20 protein-coding genes and 2 tRNA genes are annotated in these 24,494 nt (G+C 43.8%); 13 read left to right on the forward strand and 9 right to left on the reverse strand.

The genetic code is table 11. From position 1 onward, the window contains the following. Nucleotides 1-76 precede the first annotated feature (76 nt). Complete coding sequence (locus ACQY1Y_RS02710; protein ID WP_002771659.1) at nucleotides 77-346, reverse strand: YciI family protein; 270 nt, start codon at nucleotides 344-346, stop codon at nucleotides 77-79. Nucleotides 347-667: 321 nt separating this feature from the next. Between ACQY1Y_RS02710 and ACQY1Y_RS02715 the strand changes: the two genes are divergently transcribed. Next, nucleotides 668-1,270 carry a hypothetical protein gene (locus ACQY1Y_RS02715; RefSeq protein WP_430013920.1) on the forward strand — a complete coding sequence of 201 codons (603 nt, stop codon included), beginning with the start codon at nucleotides 668-670 and terminating at the stop codon, nucleotides 1,268-1,270. A gap of 19 nt (nucleotides 1,271-1,289) precedes the next feature. On the opposite strand, the gene ACQY1Y_RS02720 is transcribed toward ACQY1Y_RS02715, so the two are convergent. Further along, nucleotides 1,290-3,026 carry an IS1634 family transposase gene (locus ACQY1Y_RS02720; protein ID WP_430014637.1) on the reverse strand — a complete coding sequence of 579 codons (1,737 nt, stop codon included), beginning with the start codon at nucleotides 3,024-3,026 and terminating at the stop codon, nucleotides 1,290-1,292. Between the two features lie 277 nt (nucleotides 3,027-3,303). Between ACQY1Y_RS02720 and ACQY1Y_RS02725 the strand changes: the two genes are divergently transcribed. Further along, a complete protein-coding gene (locus tag ACQY1Y_RS02725; protein WP_430013921.1) occupies nucleotides 3,304-3,876 on the forward strand; it encodes a vanadium-dependent haloperoxidase in 573 nt (190 codons plus the stop codon). A 292-nt stretch (nucleotides 3,877-4,168) separates the two neighbouring features. Here ACQY1Y_RS02725 and ACQY1Y_RS02730 read toward each other — a convergent pair whose 3' ends face one another. The 4 genes from ACQY1Y_RS02730 to psbU form a co-directional block, all read right to left on the reverse strand. After that, nucleotides 4,169-5,242 (reverse strand): glycosyltransferase, encoded by a 1,074-nt coding sequence (locus ACQY1Y_RS02730; RefSeq protein ID WP_069474661.1) that lies wholly within the window; start codon nucleotides 5,240-5,242, stop codon nucleotides 4,169-4,171. A 9-nt stretch (nucleotides 5,243-5,251) separates the two neighbouring features. Beyond that, complete coding sequence (locus tag ACQY1Y_RS02735; RefSeq protein WP_430013922.1) at nucleotides 5,252-6,355, reverse strand: HEAT repeat domain-containing protein; 1,104 nt, start codon at nucleotides 6,353-6,355, stop codon at nucleotides 5,252-5,254. A gap of 206 nt (nucleotides 6,356-6,561) precedes the next feature. After that, on the reverse strand, nucleotides 6,562-8,229 hold the full coding sequence (gene nadB / locus ACQY1Y_RS02740) for an L-aspartate oxidase (protein WP_430013923.1): 1,668 nt from the start codon (nucleotides 8,227-8,229) through the stop codon (nucleotides 6,562-6,564). Nucleotides 8,230-8,421: 192 nt separating this feature from the next. Then, nucleotides 8,422-8,829, reverse strand: coding sequence for a photosystem II complex extrinsic protein PsbU (gene psbU / locus ACQY1Y_RS02745; RefSeq protein WP_104395577.1), 408 nt, complete (start codon nucleotides 8,827-8,829; stop codon nucleotides 8,422-8,424). A gap of 478 nt (nucleotides 8,830-9,307) precedes the next feature. On the opposite strand from psbU, the gene ACQY1Y_RS02750 reads away from it, so the two are divergent. The 5 genes from ACQY1Y_RS02750 to ACQY1Y_RS02770 all read left to right on the forward strand — a co-directional run bounded on the left by ACQY1Y_RS02750 (nucleotide 9,308) and on the right by ACQY1Y_RS02770 (nucleotide 14,338). Beyond that, the gene (locus ACQY1Y_RS02750) at nucleotides 9,308-9,943 is read left to right on the forward strand and encodes a peroxiredoxin (protein ID WP_002735346.1); all 636 of its coding nucleotides are present in this window, start codon (nucleotides 9,308-9,310) and stop codon (nucleotides 9,941-9,943) included. Nucleotides 9,944-10,534: 591 nt separating this feature from the next. Next, the gene (locus tag ACQY1Y_RS02755) at nucleotides 10,535-10,837 is read left to right on the forward strand and encodes a ferredoxin (RefSeq protein WP_430013924.1); all 303 of its coding nucleotides are present in this window, start codon (nucleotides 10,535-10,537) and stop codon (nucleotides 10,835-10,837) included. A gap of 134 nt (nucleotides 10,838-10,971) precedes the next feature. Beyond that, nucleotides 10,972-11,056 (forward strand) — tRNA-Tyr (locus ACQY1Y_RS02760). A gap of 8 nt (nucleotides 11,057-11,064) precedes the next feature. Next, nucleotides 11,065-11,136 (forward strand) — tRNA-Thr (locus ACQY1Y_RS02765). A gap of 193 nt (nucleotides 11,137-11,329) precedes the next feature. Next, nucleotides 11,330-14,338 carry an alpha-mannosidase gene (locus tag ACQY1Y_RS02770; protein ID WP_430013925.1) on the forward strand — a complete coding sequence of 1,003 codons (3,009 nt, stop codon included), beginning with the start codon at nucleotides 11,330-11,332 and terminating at the stop codon, nucleotides 14,336-14,338. Here the strand turns inward: ACQY1Y_RS02770 and psbN are convergent. Then, entirely contained in the window at nucleotides 14,335-14,466 is a 132-nt protein-coding gene (gene psbN, locus ACQY1Y_RS02775) for a photosystem II reaction center protein PsbN (RefSeq protein ID WP_002761150.1), read from the reverse strand. The two genes, ACQY1Y_RS02770 and psbN, sit on opposite strands and share 4 nt — an antisense overlap. A 168-nt stretch (nucleotides 14,467-14,634) precedes the next feature. Here psbN and ACQY1Y_RS02780 point away from each other — a divergent pair, with 168 nt between their 5' ends. From ACQY1Y_RS02780 to ACQY1Y_RS02795, 4 genes are all read left to right on the forward strand, one after another. Next, complete coding sequence (locus tag ACQY1Y_RS02780; RefSeq protein WP_002775894.1) at nucleotides 14,635-15,483, forward strand: carbonic anhydrase; 849 nt, start codon at nucleotides 14,635-14,637, stop codon at nucleotides 15,481-15,483. Between the two features lie 82 nt (nucleotides 15,484-15,565). Then, the gene (gene glsA, locus ACQY1Y_RS02785) at nucleotides 15,566-16,582 is read left to right on the forward strand and encodes a glutaminase A (protein WP_002736106.1); all 1,017 of its coding nucleotides are present in this window, start codon (nucleotides 15,566-15,568) and stop codon (nucleotides 16,580-16,582) included. A gap of 390 nt (nucleotides 16,583-16,972) precedes the next feature. After that, entirely contained in the window at nucleotides 16,973-17,332 is a 360-nt protein-coding gene (locus ACQY1Y_RS02790; protein ID WP_430013926.1) for a YtxH domain-containing protein, read from the forward strand. Further along, a complete protein-coding gene (locus ACQY1Y_RS02795) occupies nucleotides 17,333-17,698 on the forward strand; it encodes a hypothetical protein (protein ID WP_002735843.1) in 366 nt (121 codons plus the stop codon). It begins immediately after the preceding gene. 206 nt (nucleotides 17,699-17,904) lie between these two features. Here ACQY1Y_RS02795 and ACQY1Y_RS02800 read toward each other — a convergent pair whose 3' ends face one another. Then, entirely contained in the window at nucleotides 17,905-20,322 is a 2,418-nt protein-coding gene (locus tag ACQY1Y_RS02800) for a COR domain-containing protein (protein WP_430013927.1), read from the reverse strand. Between the two features lie 574 nt (nucleotides 20,323-20,896). Here ACQY1Y_RS02800 and ACQY1Y_RS02805 point away from each other — a divergent pair. Next, the gene (locus tag ACQY1Y_RS02805) at nucleotides 20,897-21,703 is read left to right on the forward strand and encodes a TPM domain-containing protein (protein ID WP_012266581.1); all 807 of its coding nucleotides are present in this window, start codon (nucleotides 20,897-20,899) and stop codon (nucleotides 21,701-21,703) included. Nucleotides 21,704-22,147: 444 nt separating this feature from the next. Then, the gene (locus ACQY1Y_RS02810) at nucleotides 22,148-22,852 is read left to right on the forward strand and encodes an LmeA family phospholipid-binding protein (RefSeq protein WP_103111668.1); all 705 of its coding nucleotides are present in this window, start codon (nucleotides 22,148-22,150) and stop codon (nucleotides 22,850-22,852) included. A gap of 388 nt (nucleotides 22,853-23,240) precedes the next feature. Here ACQY1Y_RS02810 and ACQY1Y_RS02815 read toward each other — a convergent pair whose 3' ends face one another. Next, on the reverse strand, nucleotides 23,241-24,479 hold the full coding sequence (locus ACQY1Y_RS02815) for a DUF445 domain-containing protein (protein WP_430013928.1): 1,239 nt from the start codon (nucleotides 24,477-24,479) through the stop codon (nucleotides 23,241-23,243). Between the last annotated feature and the right edge of the window lie 15 nt (nucleotides 24,480-24,494).

Here is a 24,494-nt window from a genome sequence, read left to right on the forward strand (position 1 = left end):
AGATGAGTTTGATTAGTTGCGTAGTTGGAAAATTTTATGACAACACCCTTATAGAAAAATATAGCTGATAGCCCCCTTAGATGGCTTGAATCCATTCCTTGACTTGGTACTCTGTCCAGATGCCATTTTGCCAGTAGGGATCCGCTTCGATTAATTCTCGCACTTCCGACTCGCTGGCTGCCTGATAAATTGCGAAAACTTGGCTTAAATCTGCCGTTGGTCCGATAGTAATGAGAATTCCCCGTTCTTTCTGTTGATTTAATCCCTCTAGATGCGCTTGACGATAGGGTGCGCGTTTTTCCAGCACATTTTCACAATAACTACCCCAGACAACAAATTTCGGCATATTTGACCTGTACTCTCTTGATCTGTTGCTATTCTACGATCGAATCGTCAATCAGACTAAATCGCTATAGAAAAGTGGCAAGTGGCAGGTTTTTCGGTTATCAGTAAACAGTCATCAGTGAACTGAACAGTCAAATCTGATAAGTAATAACTGCAATAGTTAATTTTTGTAAAAAGTAGTTGACAAATTGCCAGTGCTTTAAAGTGGGATTTACGTCACTTAACTTCTTGTTAATAGCCTAAACTTCTATGGTTACTATTGAAATTATTCAATAGACTGGGGCTGTTAAGTCAAAGTTGCGATATTAAAGGAGGTAACGATATGAACGTAATTATCGAGTGGAATGACGTTTTTTTAGAAACTATTCGGAAAATTGGTGGCGGTCCGACACCGATTGCCCGGGCGGGGGCGATGTTACAGGTGGCGATGTTTAACGCCATTAATGCCCTTTCGGGGAATTTATACAGTCCCTATCCTAGCAATTTAAAGTTAAAGCCTGATCCCGGTACTTCTCCTGAAATAGCGGCGGTTTATGCGGCCCATCGTATTCTTAGCCGGATTTATGTCAATCTGACCATGACTTTTAATACTGCTTTGGATACATCCCTGCAAAGATTAAACGTGGTTAAGATGTCCGATGCCGATACCAAAGGTAAAACCTTTGGGCAGGCCGTGGCCGATTCCATTCTCACCCTGCGTCAGAATGACGGTTCTGACCAACCTCCCCTGTATAAACCGGGTAATCAGCCGGGGGATTGGCGACCGACAGGATCCGGGGATGCGGTTGCCCCCCAATGGCCGGACGTGACTCCCTTTGTCATGACTTCTGGGAGTCAATTTCGGCCGCCCTTTCCGGGTAACTATGCTAATAACTGGACTTCCCCGTTGACAAAAGGCCATAACCTATGCTGTAGGAGGGATTAAGAGAATTTCCGCCGCCCCGTTACTGGGTACAAATCAGGGAAACTCCCAATAAATCTAACGCTTTTTGTTGCAGTTGGGTCGGTCGAGTTATCTTAGAAAAACGATAACTTCCCTCCCTAATCGTACATTCCACTGTATTCAAGCAAATTGTCCCCAGGTCTTCCAACAAAGTCCGAAAGCTATGCACAGGGAGGTTCTCTTGATTCCGTTTTTTTCTCTCTTTAGACTGAGCGGATTCACTGCGACTCGCTTTAATCACATTCAGAGAACCATCATCAATTTCTTCATCCTCAAATAACAAAGGAGCCAAGCACTGTTTTAAATGCCATTCCACATAATAAGCCAACATACATAAAAAGATATGAGCTTTGACTCTATCACCCTGATAATGATATATAGGACGTACCTTTAAATCAATTGACTTATAACAGCGAAATGCCTCCTCCACTTGAGACAAACTTTTATAAGCTTTAACCGTCGTCGCTGCATCCATCAAAGTTGACTCCAGAGAAGTTCTTAACACATACACACCATCCAAAGCCGTTTCTTGAGCGATTAATTCCCGCTGACGCTGATAAGAAAAGCCTTCCTCTGTTATCTCTAAGTTATAGTATTTATTGACCTTAAACTGATTAAGAACCTTGCCCACTCTCAAAGCTATCTTATCTTGACCCTTTAAAGCTCTTTTCTCCCTTTGAGTCGCCTGAACAATCAAATCTAGTTCCTTCTCTACCGCTTCTAATAATGCCTCTCTTTGTAGTTGATTTTTCTGGGCGATTAAGGGATTCCGACAAGCAATTAATCTTTCATCGGGATAATCTTCACTCTCAAATTCCACCAAGTTTACCTGATCAAATAATCCTAATTGAATCACTTCTACCTCAGCCAGTTTCCGAATTTGAGGCTTAGTTAAACCAGTAATATAGTCTAATCCTTCTATGGGTTTTACTAATTCGTTGATTTTCGAGTTGGTTAAAATTCCTCTATCGCTTACCCAGACAACATTCTCAATCCCCCAACCCTTTCTGACTTTCTCAATTTGTCCGCTTAAAGTAGCACCGTCTGAAGTGTTTCCTTCAAATACTTCTACCGCTATCGGACAACCCTTAGCTGAACAGAGCAGACCAAAAACTATCTGAGTTTTCCCTTTCTTTTTATCTCGGTTATAACCATATTTTCCCAGTTCACAACCATTTCCTTCTAGGTAGGTAGAAGTGACATCATACAAGACTAATGTTCCTGATTCTAAGTGTTTAATTGCTAGGTGCTTCTCAATTTTCTCTTGTTTTTCTAATAACCAATCTAAGGCGTTATATAATTCGTCTTCATCGGCTTTCTCTAAGTCTAACAATTGTCCTAAACTCTGACTACAAGTCTCGCTATTAAACCCTCTCGCTGTGGCTAGTTTCGATTTAGGATTGATGATTCTTGCCACAATCATCGCCACCACTAAGTTTCTGATTCGTGAGGATTTTTCACTGATTATTTTATCTAAACCTAATTTTTTAATCGTCTCTAAAATAGCCATTACATGACCATGAGGAAGACTTCTAATCACTTCAAAATGATTGGGAATGCCTTCAGTCATGGACAGTGTTGCGCCTTTAAGAGCCAGTTTCAGATTGTCGATAATATCATCGGGTAATTTTGAGAGATTCGCCAGGGTTCTTTTTTTGACTTGATCTCCTTCTCGGTAGGACTCCCGAAGAAGAACGGCGGGGGGGGAATTACGGTTAGGAACTTTTTCTATATACATGGCTATCATTCTAGCAAATAGAGAGAATTCTTGTCCATTAAGAAATGTTACAAATTACATGGGTACATTAAGAAAAGTTAAGGGGCGTATCCATTGATGGATAAGGGTTTTCGGCTATTATAGTATATATGTATGGGGGAAGTTCAGTAATAAAATCGACCTTCTCCGTAGTCCTGAATATGCGGCCCAGTTTAACGAAGTCAAACTGTTAGGGGCGGCCAATTCCTCTGCGCGTACTGCTGCACAGACTAGAATTGCCTTTTTCTGGGCGAATGATGTGGATGGAACCTATAAACCCCCCGGCCATCTGTTCCGCATTACCCAAATTGTTGCCCAACAAAGAAATTTATCTCTACTGGAAACAGCGCGTTTATTTGCCCTAGTGGGTTTAGTCATGGGTGATGCCGCTATTGTCGCGTGGGATGCTAAGTACCGGCTGCCGATTAATCTCTGGCGACCGGAAACAGCGATCCGTCTGGCCGATCAAGATGGTAATCTTTTAACCGAAGCTGATCCCAATTGGCAACCCCTATCAATTAATACCGCCGGTCAGCGTTTTAGTCCCGCTTTCCCTGCCTATGTTTCTGGTCATGCCACTTTTGGGGCGGCCCACGCTGGGATTATGCGTAATTTCTTTGGTACTGATAACGTCACTTTTACCGCCGACACGGACGATCCTAACGCCGAGGGGATTAAACGCACCTATAATAGTTTTAGTTCGGCGGCTTTGGAAAATGGTCGCAGCCGTGTTTATCTGGGAGTTCACTTCCAATGGGACGGTGACCACGGTTTCTGGTCGGGTACACAGTTGGCTGATTTTGTCTATGCCAGAGTTTTACAGAGAGTTTAGGTAGAGTAATCGATAAACTACGCCTACCCATTAGTTTGAGGTAGGCGTTTTTGGCTCTTCTAGGTTCTGTGTGATAAGTTTAATACCAATTCTCCAAAGTCTGACTACAGAAGTTTAATCCCCCTAAATCCCCCTTAAAAAGGGTGACTTAAATTCGATGTGTAGTTTTCATTTAGAGAAATGGTATAACTTATCATAGGATCGATCAATCTTTGTGTTCTTTGTGTCTCTGTGGTTGATCCCGAACCCTTCTGGGATAAAGATTTAACCAGACTAAACCAAGAGAGCCTATTTATTTTTGACTGCGAGCAAAAATTTCTTCAAACCAATTAATAGCTCGATTTCCTAAAGCTTCTAGGGAATATTTTTGCTCCACTACTGCACGACAAGAATATCGATCGATCCGGTCTAAATTTTTAATTCCCGTAACTAATCCCTCGATACTATCGGGTTCAACTAAAAAACCAGTTTTTCCATCTTCAATAATTTCTACCGGACCACCACGACCATAGGCAACTACGGGAACACCACAGGCCAAAGCTTCAATAGCTCCGTTACCAAAAGCCTCAACCCAGCGCGGGGTCATCAACAGGCCAAAACAGTCCCCTAGCTCTTTTTGTAGGCTCCTGGTGGGCAAAAACCCACGATAATCGACTAAATCGAAACTATAGTTATCCTGTAAATTTTGCCAGTAGAGAGGATCGGAAATATGACCGAAAACGCGTAAAGGTACGCCCAACTGTTGACAAGCGGCGATCGCATCTTCTAGAGCTTTTTCCGGGGCAATCCGTCCCACCCAGGCCAGAGAGGGGGACGGATTGGCCCGAAACTGATACAAAGATACGTCTAAACCATTAGCCAAACAGCGATAGGGGGGAGATATTGAGAAAGTTTCTGCTTGGACGACGGTGTGAAAAGCGAGTAAATGGGGAAAACTGCGGTAGGTTTTTTGAATAATATGATCCATCGCCAAAGAAACGGAAGCCATGCTGACTAAATGGGCGACGGGAGTAGCAAAAAAAGGAGTGAGATAAAAAGGGAGCCAATCGTAGGCAAAATTAACAATTAAATCGTACTCATTTTGTACCTGTTGGGCGTAGTGCCACATATTGGCCAAAACGGCATTTTCGGGCATTAAAATCGGGGCTTCCCTGCCTTGACTTTGGGCGGAAATCTGGGCATTTCCTGCTATAGTAATCAAGGGGATATCATGCAATTGCGAGGCTTCTGGAGCCACTACCCGCACCGCGTACCCTTGCTTATTCAGAGTGCGAGCGAGATTATAAATAGTTAGTTCTACGCCACCGCCGTCCCCCGATCCCAAAAATCCCACGGGGGTGGAGATAAATAACAGTTTTCGACTCAATTTTGCACCTCAGTTGGGTGTAGTTTCGGTGAAGGTCGGTGTGGTGTCGGTGAAGGAAGTATCCTGTACATCGTCATCTTCTGGTTCACCAGTAGTTTCTAGGGGAGCAATATCTAAACGGGGAGCTAATTGCAGATTTAACTGTCTAACTGCCCAGCGTGCTGTTTCTTGCACTTCCTCATCGGGATCATCGAGGGCATGACAAATTAATTGACTGATCTGAGACATGATATCGTAGAGTCTGGTTAAATCCCGAATGGCATTTTTCCGCACCTGGGGATTTTTATCCTGGAGAGAGATAGCCAAAGCTTGGTTCATCGGTCGCAGGGAGCGGGTGCAGATTTGAGCGAGAGCTTCTAGGGTTAAACTGCGTTCGTAGGAATCTCCATCCACCATGCTATCGACTAAAGGCTGCATTGCCCTAGAATCGGACACCTGTGCCAGCTTCCAAACCGCCCTTCTACGGGTACGGGGATCGTTATCGCGAAGACTTTCAATTAAACGCAAGATTAAATCTACGTTCGGGATGCGGGAGGTAGCTTGTACGGGCAAAGAAGGGTCGAAATCCTCGTCACCACTGCCATTAATGTCACTGTCAGTTTTGGTGTCTGCGCCGAAGGGATTGCCATTGCCCCTGGAAAAGTTGTCGAGTGGGTTTTTAGGATTGGCGTAAGTTGTCTTTTCGCGCCGTTTTGAGGCTTTGCCCTTGGGACGATATTGGAAGAAAAGCGATAGTAAAGCTGCCAATAAAGCGATGGATAACAGGGCCGAGCCAGCAATTAATGGTATTGGTGAAGCCGCATTTTCGGCGCCAGCGTTGGCAGCCCTGGTGGTTTGACCTAGATACTTCTTCGTATTAGCGATCGCATTTTGAGCAGAGGGGTCGTTCGGAAGTTGTGCCAGAGCTTGTTGAAATTTTTCCACGGCGAGTTGATAATTCTTTTGGCTTTTGGCCTCGTAACCAGCTTTCATCAACTGCTCGTAAGTGGCGAAAGTCTGGGTTTGCTCTAACCCAGGTAAAGTTTGAGCGTTAACCTTGGATAAAACCTGAAAATCATGACCCCAACTGCTCACACCGATAGCTAACAACAATAAAAAATTAGGTTTGATCATAGAATTTATGTAACTGCTTGGGGGTTGGTAAAAGTATGATAGCCTAAAAGCTATAGATGAGAGGCACTCAACTCCAGAGATGGGTCATAGACTAGGATGATTGGGAAAAGCCCCCGGTCAGCGTCAGACCAATAGTGCCGCTGCTGGGATCGGAGATAGAGTCCACTGTTTAACGCTGAGGGATTATCTGTGAAAAACTGGCTCAATTAAGCTTGTACCGGAGTTTTGTGCCAGGTTCGGCCTTGAATAGTCGTGTGTAATTGCCAATTAGCTACGATTTCTGGATAATCGCCCCGATAGTGACCACCTCGGCTTTCTGCCCGTAATAAGGCACTTTCCAGAATTAAGTCGGCGATATCTAAAAGATTTAATGTCTCGATCGCTATTCTTATTTCTAACTGCACCGAGGGACACAAAAATAATTGTCCTTTGTCGGGGAGAAGATTCTGGAGAAATTGGCCTATCTTTAAGGAATGTAACTGTTGTTTCCACTGTTGCACCCGTAGGATAGCAATTTCTAACTCATTTTGAAATCGGCAAATTCCCGCATTTTCCCACATTAAAATCGGTAATTCTCTCCGTACTTTTTGCCAGTCTTCCTGTTCTTCCTGCCAGTTTTCCGCAATTTCTAAGGGTTTTTCGGGTCTTTCCCCCAGAAAGTTTTCTGGCTCCAGACCTATTGCAGCTAAACTTGCCGCAAAGACAATACATTCCAAGAGAGAATTACTAGCTAAACGATTAGCCCCGTGAACACCTGTACTAGCGGCTTCGCCGATCGCATACAAACCAGATAGAGAAGTGCGGGCGTTTAAATCTGTGGCCACTCCTCCCATCCAATAGTGAGCGGCGGGGGCGACCGGAATCACATCCTCAAACACATTAATGCCCCATTTTTGACAGATGCGGATAATATTGGGGAAACGATAACGCAGACGCTCCGGTTCGATTGGTCTTAAATCTAGATATACTTTGGCATGGGCGGGATCGTCGGAGGTTTTCTGCAAATGGCTAAAAATCGCCCGACTCACCACATCCCGGGGGGCCAATTCTCCGGCCCGATGATAATCGAAGACAAAACGCCGCCCCAGAGCATCAATTAAATGCGCTCCTTCGCCGCGCACCGCCTCACTAATTAAAAACCGCGGTGCCCCCGGCACAGTCAAAGCGGTGGGGTGAAACTGAAAAAATTCCGGGTCGCGAATCACTGCCCCAGCACGCCAAGCGAGGGCGACTCCATCCCCCGTGCTAACGGCGGGATTAGTGGTTTGGGCATAGACTTGACCGCCGCCTCCCGTAGCCAGAATGACTGCTTGCGCTCGCAGCCAACAGAGATGATCTTGATGGAGTAAACAAATACCTTGACAGCGTTGCCCTTCCGGGTCAAGCCAGAGTTTCAGGGCGATCGCTTGGGGAATAATGGTAATATTGGGCCGCTCGGTCACTTTTTCCATCAGGGTACTGACGATCGCTCTCCCCGTGCGATCGGCTGCGTGCAGCACCCTGGCCTGGGAATGGGCAGCCTCAAGAGTGCGGGCTAAGTCGTCTCCGGAGCGATCAAAACTAACCCCTAACCGCAGCAAATCAGCGATCGCTTGGGGGGCCTTCTCGACTAAAAACTGCACAGCATAGCGATCGCATAAGCCCGCTCCGGCTTTCAGGGTATCTTCTAAATGGAAAACGGGGGAATCTGCCGGGGAGGTGGCTGCCGCAATTCCTCCCTGCGCCCAATCACTAGCCCCAGTTTTTAAATCTTCTTTGGTAATTAAACCCACCTTTAAGTTAGGGGGTAAACACAGTGCGGCATACAATCCCGCCGCTCCCGATCCCACCACTAACACATCTTGATAACTCGGCAGTTGCGAGGAAACGACCATGTAGGAGTTAATTGATAAATTCTATTTATTCTAGCATTTCATTTCTCTATAGTTCTGGCAAAAATCCCCGGTTTTTAGCTTGGGGCAGTATGCCAGATTCTTTCTTTTGCCTCTTGCCTTCAGAAGCTGATCACTGAAAAAGGTGAGCGATCGCCCACCTAGAAATTTTTTTAAAACCGTAATTAACTAGATTTAGTAAACTCCGGGGTTAAAACGGTCATCACCCTCGATAAATTCTTTAGAAGGCTCAGTAACGGTAAATTTCTCCAGATTAGCCTGTAAACGCTCTTTTTGAGTATCCGAGAGTCCGGGGATATTGAGGACATCTTCCACTTCTTCGTAGGGGGCGTTTTTGATGATTTTACCGGCTAAATTGGGATAGAACCCTCTCAAGTCCCGGAAATCGCGAATATCACTGTTATTGAGGTCGATTTTCGCCCCAAATTCTGTGGTTAGTTTGGCATCAGCCGCATTTAAGACCGCCACGGGATGAGAGGGAAGGGTGATCGAGGTAAGATTGAGAGCTTGAGCGGGAACTTTGCCCCAAAAACTCCCGATAATCAAGGCAATTACCGCCAGCAGACGAACAAGATTCTTCATTGCAGTTGTGGTCTCCTAAAACCAAGGCAAATTAACGATCAGGACAAGAAATTAAGCCGTCAGCTTTCCGACTAGGCATAGGGTGGGTAGTTGAGATTTGCCACCGCAGCCTAGCTATTAGCTGAACGCTGATAGCTAGTTAAAAAAGTTATATCATGCCATTAGACCAGATCATAACCTAGTTTGCCCCCCTAGGGGAAGGGTTTTGCGGTTTTGGGGTTTGATCACAAAGAACAAGTTGGTTAGGACAATCTAAATCGCTAAAACCCTTTTCTGGCAAGGATTTTCCTGATGCCATCTGGCTGCTGCTACAGTTGAATTTCCCTATTTCCCTATTTCCCCACTTCCCCCATTTCCTCATTCCCCTATCCCCTAACCCAATTATTATAAATCCCTAAAATTATCGCTGACGAACAGCACTCCTATGGCATCATAGACTGTTGCTTGTCTTGAAATACATAATAAGGAAGACACAATTATGGCTCTCCAATTGGGTGATATCGTTCCAGATTTTACACAAGATTCTAGTGCAGGTCCGATTTCTTTTCACCAGTGGGTAGGAGATAGCTGGGTGGTGCTGTTCTCCCACCCGGCTGATTATACCCCCGTTTGTACCACGGAATTAGGTACGGTGGCTAGTCTTAAGTCAGAATTTGAGCGACGTAATGTGAAAGTGATCGCTTTGAGTGTCGATAGTGCCGAATCCCATCGGGGTTGGATTAATGACATCAACGAAACTCAAAACACTACCGTTAACTATCCGATTATCGCCGATGGCGATCGCAAGGTATCCGATCTCTACGGCATGATTCACCCCAATTCCCTCAATAATCTGACGGTACGTTCGGTGTTTATTATCGATCCCAACAAAAAATTACGTTTAACTATTACCTATCCTGCCAGCACGGGACGCAATTTTAACGAGATCCTGCGGGTAATTGACTCCCTGCAGCTCACCGATAACTATCAAGTGGCTACCCCGGCTAACTGGACCGACGGTGGCGATTGTGTGGTGGTTCCCTCTATTCCCACTGAAGAAGCTCGTAGCAAATTCCCCAAAGGAGTTGAAGAAATCAAACCCTATCTACGCATGACTCCCCAACCTAATAAGTAATTAGGGTTTGCTAATCGGTGAACCAGATACTGGAAAACTGACAATCCGAAAACCAAGAAATCGTCAGGGAGGGTTAGCCATCCGTTTTAACGGATGCTACCCCTGGCAACAGGGGATTTATCTCCCTATATCATTTATTGGTTTGATTGTCAATATATTTTTTCCTAGTTTCCCTAGATGTGTTAGCGGCAGTAGTGCCGAAAAGCAATTTCTTGGCTGGGTTAAAGACAATTCATCGACATCTATCTTAACCATAAGTTAAATTAATATTTAATAAAAATCGGCTCAAGACGAAAAAAACGATTAGCATTATAGCTCCAAATGCTTAGTAGTGGTTAGTTTAGCTAGATTGTAGAGGGATGAAATTATCTAGAGATCGAGCAAGTATCCTCAAGAATTCTGGGTTAGATATATAAGTAAATTTTATTTTAAGTTTATTTAAGACTGTCATTACTAATGCAAGGCTGAGTCAGGCAGATTTTCCCGTAGTATCAAAAATGAAACTCGCTCGCATCGTTCACTCTGAGGACGGGCGAGAGGCAATTGTAGAGACTGCCGCTTTCACTAGCATTTAATTAAGAGGAACAACCGATGCCAATTTATAAAGTCACCCTGAAAAATGAATCTGAAGGACTTAATGCTACAATTGAGGTTCCCGATGATGAGTACATTCTCGATGTAGCTGAAGAGCAAGGACTGGACTTACCCTATTCCTGCCGTGCGGGAGCTTGCTCCACCTGTGCAGGTAAAATTGAATCTGGTACTGTCGATCAATCCGATCAATCCTTCTTAGATGACGATCAAATTGAAGCGGGTTATGTCCTCACCTGCGTCGCCTATCCTACCTCTGACTGTGTGATCCTCACCCACAAGGAAGAAGACGCTTTGAAGTAATCTTCAAGATTATCAGAAAACTCCCATTAAAGCCATGGCTTTAACGGGAGTTATTTTATGGCTCAAAAATTTTTTTCCCTAAACACTTGTGGGTTTTAGCTAAGGGTGCTATGATTGTTAATCGTGGAATTAATGGGTCGGTGCCCGAGTGGTTAATGGGGGCGGACTGTAAATCCGTTGGCTACGCCTACGCTGGTTCGAATCCGGCCCGGCCCACCACGATCAATGCCCGTGTAGCTCAGTGGTAGAGCACACCCTTGGTAAGGGTGAGGTCATGAGTTCAATCCTCATCACGGGCTTTCTCTAAAACCCTCTCCCCAAAGAGGTTTTCTGCCTAATACTAGGTTTTTGCTTTCCCTGCTCATTCTCAATAAACCGTTGAAGGATGAGATTGAGTAAGTCTTCAGCAGTATTGCGTTAACAAAAGTTCTCTTCTAGGGCAATTAGTCCTCGATCGCCTAAAATAGTCAAAATTAACTTATTTGTTGGCTCATGTCTCCCCTCGACAACATCGCTAAACTGTCTCACCTCACCCGCAGAGATGTTCAGAAAAATTGGTTGATCGCTACAGCAGCGGGAAAACCAATTCAACCCGTCACCCTCAATGAAAAACAATACATTATTTGGCCGGCCGGCAGACAAATCCAATATCTAACTCAAAAAATTATTGTCCCCGAACATTTAGCCGGTTATCCTTTAGAGGGAATGGAACTGAGATTAATCCTAACTTGGTGGGCGGAAGATGTCAAAATTTATGTTAATAATCAATTTATCCAAGCAGGAGATCTCTTTGATTCTTCCACGCGCATTTTACTTTCTAACTCGGTCTCTACTGGTCAAGAAATTCTTGTTACTCTGCGTTTAGTCAGTCCCAATCATGATATTGGTGGTTTGATGAAATCCCAGTTAATCTATGAATATAGCCAAGCGATCGATCCTAGTTTTGTCGCTGATGAATTGACCATTCTCCATAATTATCTGCAAACTTTTTATCCTGAAAACTTAGCAGCTTTTACCGCTACTCTCGATAATATTGACTGGGATAATGTCACCAACAAAGATAGATTTAATCAATCCCTAGAATCAATTCGTCAATCCCTACAACCCCTCGCTCAACCTCTCAAAGAACGCAGTTTTCATCTTCTCGGTCATGCACATTTGGATATGGCTTGGTTGTGGCCGTTGGCAGAAACTTGGCAAGTGGCAAAAAACACTTTTATCTCGGTTTTAAACCTGCAAAAATATTTTCCTGCCCTCATATTTGGTCATTCTAGTCCCCTAATTTACGAATGGATAGAAAAACATCATCCTGACCTGTTTAAAGCAATTCTAGAGGCATATAAAGGGCAATCCTGGGAACTTTTGGGCGGGATGTGGGTAGAACCAGAAGTCAATTTAATCTCTGGGGAATCCCTATTTCGACAGCTGCTTTATGGACAAAAATATTTTCAAGAAAAATTTGGACAAATCACTAAAACTGCTTGGCTGCCGGATACCTTTGGGTTTCCCTACCAATTGCCACAAATTCTTAAATCCTTTGGCATCAAATATTTTGTAACTGGGAAACTACATTGGAATGATACGACTAAATTTCCCCACGGTTTTTTCTGGTGGCAATCTCCCGATGGCAGTAAAATTCTTTCCCTAATGTCTCCTCCTAATGTTGCCGGAGTTATGGATACTAACCCAATTATTATGACCGATCATGCTCTCAATTGGGAACGGCAAACCGGCTTAAAAGATATTTTTTGGCTGCCCGGTGTTGGCGACCATGGCGGCGGTCCGACTCGTGATATGTTAGAAGTGGCACAACGTTGGCAAAAATCTCCTTTTTTCCCCCAGTTAAAATTTAGCCAAGCAACAACTTATCTGGACAGTCTGGAGACAAGTAATCTTCCTATCTGGGATGATGAATTATATCTAGAATTTCATCGCGGTTGTTATACTAGCCACGCTGACCAAAAAGCCTATAATCGTTACTGTGAAATCCTCTTGTATCAAGGGGAATTATGGTCTTCTCTGGCTAATATCTTACTAGAGATTCCCTATCCGAAAGTTGAGATAGAATCCGCATGGAAAAAGGTTTTATTAAATCAGTTTCATGATATACTGCCCGGTACTTCGATCCCCGAAGTATTTAGGGATGCTAATCAGTTATGGCGGCAAGTTATCACCACAGGTGAAGCAATTTTAGATCAAGCTTTACAGGCAATTGCCAATCAAATTAATTTACCTAATCCCCCCCATCCCCAAGCAAAACCTTTTCTAGTTTTTAATTCTCTTAACTGGGAAAGATTTCAGGTTATCTCTTTAGCTATAGAATCTGTAAATTACTCAGTTTATGACTTAAATAATTGTCTCTGTCCTTCACAATTATCCCACAACAATCAGCTATTATTTCTCGCTGAAAATATTCCTTCTGTGGGTTATAAGTTATTTTGGTTAGTTCCCAATCAGCAAGCAGCCAAGCAAAATTTAACTAACTGCCAATTTACTTTAGATAATGGCTTGCTTAAAGTTACTATTAACTCAGAAACGGGGGATATAGATAGTATATTTGATATAATTAATCAAAAAGAAATCCTGCAAGCTGCTGGTAATCAATTACAGGCATTTAAAGATCAAGGACAATATTGGGACGCTTGGAATATCGATCCGAATTATCAACAATATACCTTACCTAAAACAGTATTAAAATCGATCGAATGCTTAGAATGTGGTCCCTTGCGCTGGCAGATTCGCGTGATCAGAAGTTTAGGTGATTCGCAATTTTGTCAAGATTATATCTTAGAAAAAGATGCTCCTATTCTCGAGATTAAAACTATTGTTAATTGGCAGCAAGAACATACTTTAGTAAAAACCGCTTTTCCTCTTACCCTAAACAGCGATTTTACCACCTATGAAATTGCCTGTGGTGCGATCGAGCGTGATCACGAACCAGAATCGCCAAAATGGGAAGTTTACGCCCATAAATGGGCGGATTTAACCGATACAGAGGCAAACTACGGGGTAAGTCTTTTAAATAATAATAAATATGGCTATGATGCTACTAACCAGCAACTGCGATTAACTCTGTTGAGAAGTCCCCGATGGCCCGATCCCGAGGCGGATCTGGGAAACCAAGAATTTACCTATGCAATATATCCCCATCAAGGTAACTGGAAAACGGCGAAAACTGTCCATCACGCTTGGCAGTTAAACTCACCTGTCAACGTTATTTTTATTAATAATTCTTCTCGATCAACCCAGTTGCCACCCGTGGCACAATGGTTAAAATTCTCGGCCGATAACTTAATTTTAATGAGTTTCAAACAAAGTGAAACAGCCTCTCGGGGTTGGGTAATGCGCGTTTATGAATGTCAGGGAGAAAACGCTGTTATTGATTGGCAAAATCAATTACAATTAACAATAAAAGAATCGATCGATGGTTTAGAAAGAGCGATCGATCCTATGGAGCAAATTTCTCCTTGGCAGATAGCCACATGGTTATTAAAGAATTAATCTTCGTGATCTTCAAAAGGATCGCTTAATTCTGCTGCCGGCGGTCCAAAAGCGGTATAAAGAGCTAAAGCGGTAATTCCTACCAAAGCGGCAGCGATCGAAATCCCCAAAATTGTTGCAGTTTCCATAGAATAAAATTTGCTTAGATACAGTCTGTATCTTATCTTAACAAAATATAACCGATCTCGCAGCCGATAACGATCGCTAATCTGGCCGGTTGCATTGCTGTTATCTCATGCCCGATAATGCTGAAAGGATCGACTCAATAGCGATCAAACTAAACCAGAAAAATTATTATGAAGAAACTCCTACAGGGACTAGAAAAGTTCCAGAGTGGTTATTTTGATGAACATCGGCAATTATTTGAGCAACTCTCCCACGGACAAAAACCGAGAATCCTGTTTATCACCTGTTCCGATTCCCGTATCGATCCTAACCTAATTACCCAAGCGGAGGTGGGGGAATTATTCGTAATTCGTAATGCGGGGAATATAATTCCTCCCTACGGAGCAACCAATGGTGGTGAAGGTGCATCTATAGAATATGCTATCAACGCTCTCGGCATCGAGCAAGTGATTATCTGCGGTCACTCCCATTGTGGAGCGATGAAAGGTTTGCTAAAATTGCAGAGTCTGGCCGATGAAATGCCTTTAGTTTACGATTGGTTAAAACAAGCAGAAGCCACTCGACGTTTAGTTAAGGATAATTACAAAGAATTAGAAGGAGAAGAACTGATCGAGGTGACAGTAGCAGAAAATGTTCTCAATCAGTTAAGTAATTTGCAAAGCTATCCAATTATTCGTTCCCGATTACATCAGGGTAAATTATCTCTACACGGTTGGATTTTTCGGATTGAAACTGGTGAAATTTTAGCCTATGATCCCATCCTACACGATTTTGTCGCTCCTCATAGTAAAATTGCCCATGCCGAAGCAGCAGACAATTTACCCTCTAGTCGTCATCTTCCCAATAGTCATCCCTTCAAGATTTCTGAGGATTATATCAGGACTCACGCGGAGGTAAAAAAAGCCACTCCTGCGGTTAATACTGTGGCCAAAAAGAATGGCTCCTCGACCCAAAAACCGGGCTATAATTATTTAGAACCCTCCCAAGCTGATCGCATTTATCGCGGTTCGAGAAGTTAATTAGGGATTACAGAAATTCTCTAGAGATGTGCTTATTAACGTCTCTAGAGTGGCAATTAAACGATAACTGCTATACTCCTCTATGGCTTCCCCAAAAGATTTTATTAGTCCCGTCAATTCCGAGCAAGAGTTAGTCTATCCTTTTCGGAACTATCTTAACTATCTTCACGCAAAATACTCTGATTTACAGACGGGTCATATCGCCGATTATATTCCGGAATTAGCCCTAGCAGCTCCAGAATGGTTTGGTATTTCCGTAATTAGCACTGATGGTCAGATTTTTGAGGTGGGAGACTGTCAGCAAACCTTTACAGTACAATCGATTTCTAAAGCTTTTGTCTTTGGATTAGCTCTAGAAGATCACGGAAGAGAATACGTTAATAGTAAAGTCGGTGTTGAACCCACCGGAGAAGCTTTTAACTCGATTATTCTCGATGAAAAAACCAATCGTCCCTATAATCCTATGGTTAATGCTGGTGCGATCGCTACTACGGATTTAATCACCGGACAGAATGCCACGGAAAGGCTAAAACGTATTTTAGAAATGTTTAAACGCTATACGGGTAGGGATCACGAGATTAATGTCCCCGTTTTTCTCTCGGAAAAATCTACCGGCAATCGCAATCGGGCCATGGCCTATCTAATGCTAAATTTTGGCATGGTCAGCGATAAAATTGAAGAAACCCTCGATCTTTACTGTCAACAATGCGCCATTCTCGTCCATGCTCACGATTTAGCCCTCATGGCTGCTACCTTAGCTAATGGAGGTGTCAACCCAATCACAGGAATACGGGCGATCGATGAACACTACGTTCAAGATGTGATCAGTGTTATGCTTACCTGTGGAATGTACGACGCTTCGGGAGAATGGGCCTATCGAGTAGGATTACCAGCAAAAAGCGGTGTCGGTGGCGGAATTACGGCAGTAGTCCCCCATCAGTTGGGAATTGGGACTTTTTCGCCCCTTTTAGATGAAAAAGGCAACAGCATCAGAGGAGTGAAAATTTGTCAAGATATTTCAGAGGATTTTGGTTTACATTTATTTAATGTGGCTAAACCAGAACGAGATTTGAAAACGTGGCTTGAAGGCAATAGTTGATATTGATAGCTGTCCCCGACAAGAGCGCCTAACGGCCCTGGGAAATTAATTTGGCCAGAGGTCTGTGGAAAAAATTTCAGAAACCTCTTGACAAAAGCAGTGGGTTGTGTGTAATATGAATATTGTGTGAGGAGTATAAGTTCAGCATAAGAAGAACCTTTGGGGTCGAAACACGGCAAGACTCCCAGAGGTTCTTCTTTTTCACTTCCTTATTGGCTCAAAGTCAGCCATAAAATCAGGTTTTTCCCGATCGCTAGTTTTTTCTCAATTTATCCCTTCTAGGTCTGTTTTTCTTTACCAAGAGCAACAGGTCAAAATTTTTGCCGAAGAAACTGCACAAGAGAAGTGTAATTGCTCGTAAAATTGGGAATTAAGTACAAGGGCAATCCTATGGCAGATAACAATAACGGTAACGGTGGCTTATTCGTCGTCGGGGTTTTAGTGGGCAGTGCGATCGGGGCAGTGGCGGGTTTATTAGTAGCGCCCAGATCTGGAAAAGAAACCCGTCGAATTCTGCGAAAATCCGCCCAGGCTTTGCCTGAATTAGCCGAAGATCTGACCACGACGATGCAATTGCAGGCCGATCGCCTATCGGAATCGGCCCGGCGTAATTGGGATGATACTTTAATCAGATTAAAAGAGGCGGTGACAGCCGGAATCGAAGCTAGTCAAAGTCTAGCCACAGACAATCCCTCCCCTGACTCGCAAGAATCCCCCCAAGGCGATAATCAACACTCGAATCACTATTAAATGACCGAACCTATTTTCTGGCTAGGATGTTCTTTACTGCTAGTCGCCGTTAGTTTAACGGCGGTTTTCATCGCCGCTTTACCTGCCCTGCAAGAGTTAGCCCGGGCAGCCCGCAGTGCCGAAAAATTATTCGATACCCTCCATCGGGAATTTCCCCCGACTCTAGAAGCAATTCGCCTGACAGGGGCGGAAATCAGCGAATTAACCGACAATATCGATGAAGGGGTCAAAAGTACCCGCCAAGTTGTCCAAGGAGTCGATCGCAGTCTCGGTAGTGCTAAAGCTGGTCTTAGCAAGCTTGATCGTGGCAGCCGTCGCCTCCTGATCGGTTTTAAAGTCGCTTGGAATACTTGGAAACGCAGTTAAGGAGATGGGGCAGTGGGGTGTAGGGTGTGGGGTGTGGGGTGTGGGGAAGGAAACCTCTTTCATCTGTGGGGGTGAAAATTTTTTCATCGGGACTGACTCCTGACTCCTGAATCCTGAATCCTAACCCCACCAACAAACTTTTTCAGCAAACCCTAAATATTTGTAAACTTTTTCGTCTAAGTTACCTTTCTGTGGTAAGCAAATCTTTACTGCTCCGATTTGGGGGTTTCTTGGGGGGTGTCATCGTTGTTGGTTTTTGGTTCTTGTCCTTTAAAAGTAGGGATAAATCGCGACAAAACTTCAAAAAGCTGATTAAAGGTCGTTTGATTGATTTTACCCGTCAAGAGCAATAACACAAAGACAATAAAAGCAAAGATAAAAATAATTGTCAAAACGCTGGTAATATGCTTTGAATCTGGCACAAAATGGGCAATCACCGCAACTATACAAGCAACCACAGCTAAAACCAGCAACAAAGCGAGACTAGGTTTCAGGAGATTGGGAGTTTCTGGCGTTTTGGGACTCATAGGGCGATTTTCTCGGCTTTTGCGGCTACGTTCCTCCCTTATATCGAGATCTCTTGCTCTTTCTGTCTTAGATTCCACCCCTTCTAAGATATCGCGGATATTATATTTGCCGCGCAAACCGGGGAGAATTGCCTCCACGCTGCCTTGGTGATCGAGTTCTATCAGATGGAGATAATCGACGGGAACTTCTACCCCGGTGGGTTGTTCCCCTTGCAATTCTCGAATCACTAACCTTTCCTGTACGGCTAAATTAGGGATAGTAGCGTGAATTTTGTCAAAATCTGTCTTAATAATAGCTAAAAGCGCACTAGCACGGGAACCCTGGGCTTTTATGCTGATGTAGTTATCTTCCTCGTCGGCACGCACCAAAGCTTTATTAAGATCCATTGTCAGAACCACACCACTACGCCAACGCATGGTTTTATAGATCATCTGGTGATTACGGACGATAAAGCGGGAAATAATGCTACCGGGCAGGATATCATAACGGTACTGGAAGTGTAAAGGTGCGTTTTCGTAGATATCCACATCCGGTTCATCGATGGGTAGAAGATCGGTGATTAGATAGCGATCGGGACTGTAACCATCAAGGGGAAAACAGAGTTCAAATTTTCCCATCAAATCCATCAAAAATCCGCGTTTATTTTCGGGATAACGTTGGGTTTGTTTGAGAATATTTTCCAGATCTGGCAGTGAAAGAATGCCCTTTTTTTGCACCATCAAATCGTGATTATTGAGAATATCATAAACACCGCTAGTTACCCATTCCGGGTTCAGGACATTGGTTTCATTCAGTCGCGGATCATCTTGGTAGTTGAGGACAATACCGAGATCGTGGAGAAACTGCACTAAACTTTTTTGATCGCTGGCCTCTTTAATCTCGGCTGTCTGACACATTTCCTGATACTTTTCGTAGGAAATAAAGTCATAAGTCTTTTGCATCGCTTCTAGTTGAGTTTTGATCTCAAACCAACTATTAGGCAATAAATCTTTGATATGGGGAATAGCATCGATTTGAGAGGCGATTTCCTGTACAAGTTCCTCGATTCCCACACCGGTTTTACAGGAAGTGGCGATTAGCTTGGTGATTTGGGGATATTTTTTCCGGAGGGTGCGGATCTTAACTTGCGGGGGATTTTCATCGGCACAATTACCCACGATAATCACGGGAGAATTGCCTCCGTAGGTTTCAATGAGTTTTAACCAGTATTCCAGACGGTTTTGCTGTTCATTTTTGCGGTTGTCGAGGACAAGCAGATAAAGACTGCGTTTAGTCAGAAAAAACTGATGGGTGGTTTGCATCACTTTCTGACCGCCAAAATCCCAGATATTGAGGCGAATATCGGGTTTTTGGGGCAGTGGCCACCTTTCAATATTAATGCCGGGGGTCTTGGGTTCTCCGGAATTAAAGGTATTGTGCAGTAACCGCTTTAACAGGGAAGTTTTCCCCACATCCCCCTCCCCCACCAATAAAACTTTAAGCTCATTAAGAGGGCGTTTAGCTTTATTCTTGAGATAATTAAAAATCGCCTGCGGATTGCCATCATCCAATATTGTTTTACCCCATCCCTGACGAATAATTTCCGGGGGAACGTTGGTAATCGGGTTATTTTCGAGGACTAATCGCTTCAGGTTGACTAGGTGAGTGAGCGCTTCTGGAATCTCCCTGATTTGGTTACTGTAGAGATAGAGGTATTGCAGGGAGGTGAGGTGAGCGAGCGCCTCTGGTATCTCCCTGATTTGGTTATTGCTGAGGTCGAGGATTTGCAGGGAGGTGAGGTGAGCGAGTGCTTCTGGTATCTCGCTGATTTGGTTACTGCTGAGATAGAGGCGCTGCAGGGAGGTGAGTTGAGCGAGCGCTTCTGGTATCCCCCTGATTCGGTTAATGCTGAGGTTGAGTTCTTGCAGGGAGGTGAGTTGAGCGAGTGCTTCTGGAATCTCGCTGATTTGGTTAAAGCTGAGGTTGAGGAGTTGCAGGGAGGTGAGGTCAGCGATTTCGGGGGGAATTTCTGTTAAGTTTTTGATGGACAGATCCAACTCCCCCGCTCTTTCGTCTTTTGCCCGTTGAATCAACTCTAATACTTCCTGTGCTGTCATTGACCATCCCCCCGCTACTATATTTACTCCATTTTGGCAAAAGATCCAGTTAATGCCACTGGTTGAGACCTCATCAGCTTGAGTTGAGTTTCTGGAGAGTGAACTGAAAACTCGCATCTGATGACCGATAAGGGACTTGCGTGGGAATAATATCCTAGCCAGAAAATCGCTCTGTAGAAGAATCAGGCCGGCCAGATGGCATATTATCAAAGTGCAAGTCCCTTAGCTGCGGGGACTCTCAAAGGCTCTCCCCCTACTTAGGGTGATCAGCAAACCTGGGCGATCGGAGGGCGCAGGTTCCTTGCGCCCCTACAGTAACGGATTTTGTCCACAATGTAGGGGCGAACTGCGTTCGCCCAAAAGGTACATTAATGTAGGGGCGAACTGCGTTCGCCCAAAAGGTACATTAATGTAGGGGCGAACTGCGTTCGCCCAAAAGGTACATTATCAAAGCGCAAGTCCCTAACTGGGTGACTAAAGTTGAGAATTCCCTTAAGATAAAGTAAATAAGTGTAAAGAAACTGAAAGTTAGCCTACACCCTTGCTGAAAAAATTCTCATTGTCTAGAAGTGCTATGCTCAATCGTTTTTGCCGAGGAATCTCGATCGCTCTTGTAATTGGTGTCATTAGCTGTCTGGGTTGGATTATCTGCCCAAATCAAGCTCTAGCGGTGAATAATCCCGAATTACTGCCCAATCAAGCCACTCCGATCGTTGATTTAGCCAATTATCTACCCGCAAAACAGGAAGAGGCATTAATCCGAGATATCGAGACATTTCAAGGGGAAACCGGCTGGAAAATGCGAGTTTTAACCCAATATGACCGCAGCCCCGGCCGGGCAGTGATTAATTTCTGGGGATTAGATGATAAAAGTATTCTCCTAGTGGCCGATGGTCGCGGCGGTAATCTACTATCTTTTAGTATTGGTGATGCCGTCTATGAATTTTTACCCCGCACTTTTTGGATCGAATTACAGGCCCGTTTCGGTAATATGTATTTTGTTCGGGAAAATGGCGAAAATAATGCGATCGTACAATCCTTGGACACGGTAAAAGGCTGTTTAGTTAAGGGTGGTTGTGCGGTGGTCCCCGGTTTACCGAGGGAACAGTGGATTTTAACTTTAATTACCTCAATTGTCGGCGGTTTAGTCTTCGGTTTTGCCGGTATTCCTCGCAAAGAAGGACAGGTTTTCGCTTGGCAATGGGTTTTAATTGTCTCTCCCCTCTGGTTTATCCTCTTTGTTGCTTTTGGCATCGGACCGGTGGTTACTCGCACCAGTGAATTACTGCCCCTTTTCCGCAATTTAATCGGTTTTGCCCTCGGGGTTTTAGTCGCCTATCTTTCCCCTCGTTTTAATTCCCTCAACGCCTCAAAAACCTAAGAATTAGGGGCTTGTCAGTGATCAGTGATCAGTAATCAGAAAGTAGCGAAGTTTTTACCTATAACTGATACCAAATCCAGTTATTAAGTTGTTGGTTATAATTAAATTAAAAATGAATTTTAGGTTCGATCCCCCCTTAATCCCCCCTTGATCCCCCCTTGATCCCCCCTTGATAAGGGGGGTGCCGATCCCCCCTTCCCCCCTTGATAAGGGGGGTGCCGATCCCCCCTTCCCCCCTTGATAAGGGGGGCATCTGATAATTTTTAACGCCTACCTAGTTAAAAACTGATTATTTATTCCCTTTTGCCTTTTGCCTTTTGCCTCTCCTCATAACTCGCCTCTACTCAACGGATTTAGTATGATAGCTGACGGCAGCCCCTCATGGTTCGATCGATCTAGCTCTGTTACAATTAGAAACATTGTGGAGTGAGTGAGATAACGTTTATGTGGGTCAATACTCAAAGTGAGATTATTAGTAAGGTTTTGCCGCCAGCAGTACGTCTGTTCTTAAGAACGCAAGTAGAACAGATAGAAGATTTAGAAATGCAGCTGCAAGGTCATGATCGGCAAATTTTGCGCGGTTATATCCCCGGGGTATTTTTAGCCGTAGGAAAAGCGATTTATCAAGGTTTACATCTGGGTAAAGCGCAATTAAGAGGGGAAAATATTCGTCTTAATATTGGGCAGGTTTTGCGAGGGAAACCCCTAAAAATTTTGGAACCTATTCGGGTTAGCGGTGAGGTGGAAATTAACGAGCAGGATTTAAATAATTCGATCGCCTCGACTATTTTGGTTAATGCTTTTGCCGATTTACTAATTTTTTCCCTAGAAAATAACGGAATTGTTAACGCCAGAGAAATTATCTCACAACAGCGTTTTAACTGGAAAAATGTTCTCTTAAATCAGGGTTATTTCTCTCTTCTCGGCCATAGAGAAACGGGTGCAGAAGTAATTTTTAGCGCTGATATTACCCTAGAAGATGCTCGCACTTTAGGGATTAGTCCCCGACAATGGCAAGGTTTAGCCCCAGATTTATCTATTGATTTGCAACCTTTTACCGTCGATTTAGGCAAAGATGTGGAGATTAAATCTTTTATTCTCGACGATCAAACTCTTTTCTGTCAGGGAAGTTTTTTGATTTTACCTTAAAAATAAACGGGATGATTCCGGTGGGTTAACTTAGTTTAACCCACCTAATTAGGGCTTGCTGAATAAAGGTGAAATGTAGGCAAGGTAAGGGTTTTGTGGCTTTTCTCGCGAAACAGGTGCAAGATTTTGAGAGAATCGTGCTTCAAAACCTTGCGTCTTCATCGGCCCGCGTCCTGTAGGGGCGAAGCATTCGGATAAAAAATCTACGGTTTCACCGATAGGTTATTGCCCGAATGCTTCGCCCGTACTTTTTGCCGCAAACCCTAATTAGGGCTTGCTGAATAAATCTAAAAACCTTGTTAGATTAAGGCTTTTTCAGGGGGAAAATTCACACCCCACACCCCACACCCTGCCCCCACCAACAAACTTTTTCAGCAAACCCTAATTATTACCCCGGATTCTGTGCAATTAAAATAATTGTTTGCATTAGTCCGACTAGAAGACCGAGAATCCCACCAAGATTAACAATTCCCTGTAATTCCTGTTTAACAATGCCTTGAATAGCATTTTCCAGATCGGCCGGGGAAGTGGCATTTACCCGATCGCGGATCACTTGATCGATGTTGAGAATTGGGATAATTTGGGCGACTAATTTCTCTAAATCTTCCTCTAGATAACGCTCTAAAATTAACGCTAACTCTTGACTAATTACCCCTAATGATGTAGTCATTGACTCCGAAGATTGCAGACGATTAATAATTAAATTAGCGATTTGATCCCAGTCGATCGTTTGTCCAAAATCTTGCAGAAATTGTTCGCCACTTTCTTGAATATAAATTCGCACCGTATCCCTAGTGGTTTTACGCAATTGTCTGACGGTGGAGATAGGTAAATTTTGTAAAGAGATACTTTTTAACCAGTCTTTCAGACGATTACGCATCTCTAAAGATAGTAATAATTCTTTGATTCTGGTATTAGCTAAATCCTTTTCATCAAGGCAAAAAGTGCGTAAGCGAGCGAGGGCATTGCGTAAACCGAATAAATTGGCTACTACCCAATAGGTTCCACTGGTTTTTTCTCGAAATCCTTCATCGATAACTTGAATATTGCGATCGGTTAAAAAATCGATTAAAGCTAGACGGATAACATCAGCAGGTAGGACGGTTTCTAATAGCCAATCGGAGAATTGTCGCGCCTGTTGTTCACTGAGAGAAAATTCTAAGACTAGGCGATCAAAAATTTGATTGATCTGTTTTTCTAAAAAGTCCTGCCGTCGGGCTAAAACTTTTAGTAATCTCGCTAAAGATGCCCCGAATAAATCGTGAAGAATCGCCGCCAAAATCTCGGCGGTTTTTGCTTGCCGATCGCCTTTTATTTGTTTTAAAGCTAATTGTAACAGCCAGAGTATCGCCCCCTGTACCCTTTCCGTGTCGAGGAGTCGTTTAGCCAGTTTTTGTAGTTCCTCGGGGGTTAACAGGGAACCCATGATCGTATCCGATACCCGGACAGCTAATCGATCTTGATTGCGAGGAATTAGCCCCGGAGTGAAGGGAAGAGGACGCTTACCGATATAAATCGCCTTGTAGGGACGAAATAGCATTTTTATGGCTACATCGTTCGTAAAATAGCCAATAATTGCCCCCGCGATCGGCGGTAATATCCATGTCCAAAGAGTAGGGAGATTCAATTTAGCAGCAAAAAA

It is taken from the genome of Microcystis ichthyoblabe FBCC-A1114, assembly GCF_050500245.1.
Taxonomy (GTDB): domain Bacteria; phylum Cyanobacteriota; class Cyanobacteriia; order Cyanobacteriales; family Microcystaceae; genus Microcystis; species Microcystis ichthyoblabe_A.

Coding starts and splice junctions, on each gene's coding strand:
- ACQY1Y_RS02710 (WP_002771659.1), bottom strand. CDS start 346: ATGCCGAAATTTGTTGTCTGGGGTAGTTATTGTGAAAATGTGCTGGAA.
- ACQY1Y_RS02715 (WP_430013920.1), top strand. CDS start 668: ATGAACGTAATTATCGAGTGGAATGACGTTTTTTTAGAAACTATTCGG.
- ACQY1Y_RS02720 (WP_430014637.1), bottom strand. CDS start 3,026: ATGTATATAGAAAAAGTTCCTAACCGTAATTCCCCCCCCGCCGTTCTT.
- ACQY1Y_RS02735 (WP_430013922.1), bottom strand. CDS start 6,355: ATGATCAAACCTAATTTTTTATTGTTGTTAGCTATCGGTGTGAGCAGT.
- nadB (WP_430013923.1), bottom strand. CDS start 8,229: ATGGTCGTTTCCTCGCAACTGCCGAGTTATCAAGATGTGTTAGTGGTG.
- psbU (WP_104395577.1), bottom strand. CDS start 8,829: ATGAAGAATCTTGTTCGTCTGCTGGCGGTAATTGCCTTGATTATCGGG.
- ACQY1Y_RS02750 (WP_002735346.1), top strand. CDS start 9,308: ATGGCTCTCCAATTGGGTGATATCGTTCCAGATTTTACACAAGATTCT.
- ACQY1Y_RS02755 (WP_430013924.1), top strand. CDS start 10,535: ATGCCAATTTATAAAGTCACCCTGAAAAATGAATCTGAAGGACTTAAT.
- ACQY1Y_RS02770 (WP_430013925.1), top strand. CDS start 11,330: ATGTCTCCCCTCGACAACATCGCTAAACTGTCTCACCTCACCCGCAGA.
- psbN (WP_002761150.1), bottom strand. CDS start 14,466: ATGGAAACTGCAACAATTTTGGGGATTTCGATCGCTGCCGCTTTGGTA.
- ACQY1Y_RS02780 (WP_002775894.1), top strand. CDS start 14,635: ATGAAGAAACTCCTACAGGGACTAGAAAAGTTCCAGAGTGGTTATTTT.
- glsA (WP_002736106.1), top strand. CDS start 15,566: ATGGCTTCCCCAAAAGATTTTATTAGTCCCGTCAATTCCGAGCAAGAG.
- ACQY1Y_RS02790 (WP_430013926.1), top strand. CDS start 16,973: ATGGCAGATAACAATAACGGTAACGGTGGCTTATTCGTCGTCGGGGTT.
- ACQY1Y_RS02795 (WP_002735843.1), top strand. CDS start 17,333: ATGACCGAACCTATTTTCTGGCTAGGATGTTCTTTACTGCTAGTCGCC.
- ACQY1Y_RS02800 (WP_430013927.1), bottom strand. CDS start 20,322: ATGACAGCACAGGAAGTATTAGAGTTGATTCAACGGGCAAAAGACGAA.
- ACQY1Y_RS02805 (WP_012266581.1), top strand. CDS start 20,897: ATGCTCAATCGTTTTTGCCGAGGAATCTCGATCGCTCTTGTAATTGGT.
- ACQY1Y_RS02810 (WP_103111668.1), top strand. CDS start 22,148: ATGTGGGTCAATACTCAAAGTGAGATTATTAGTAAGGTTTTGCCGCCA.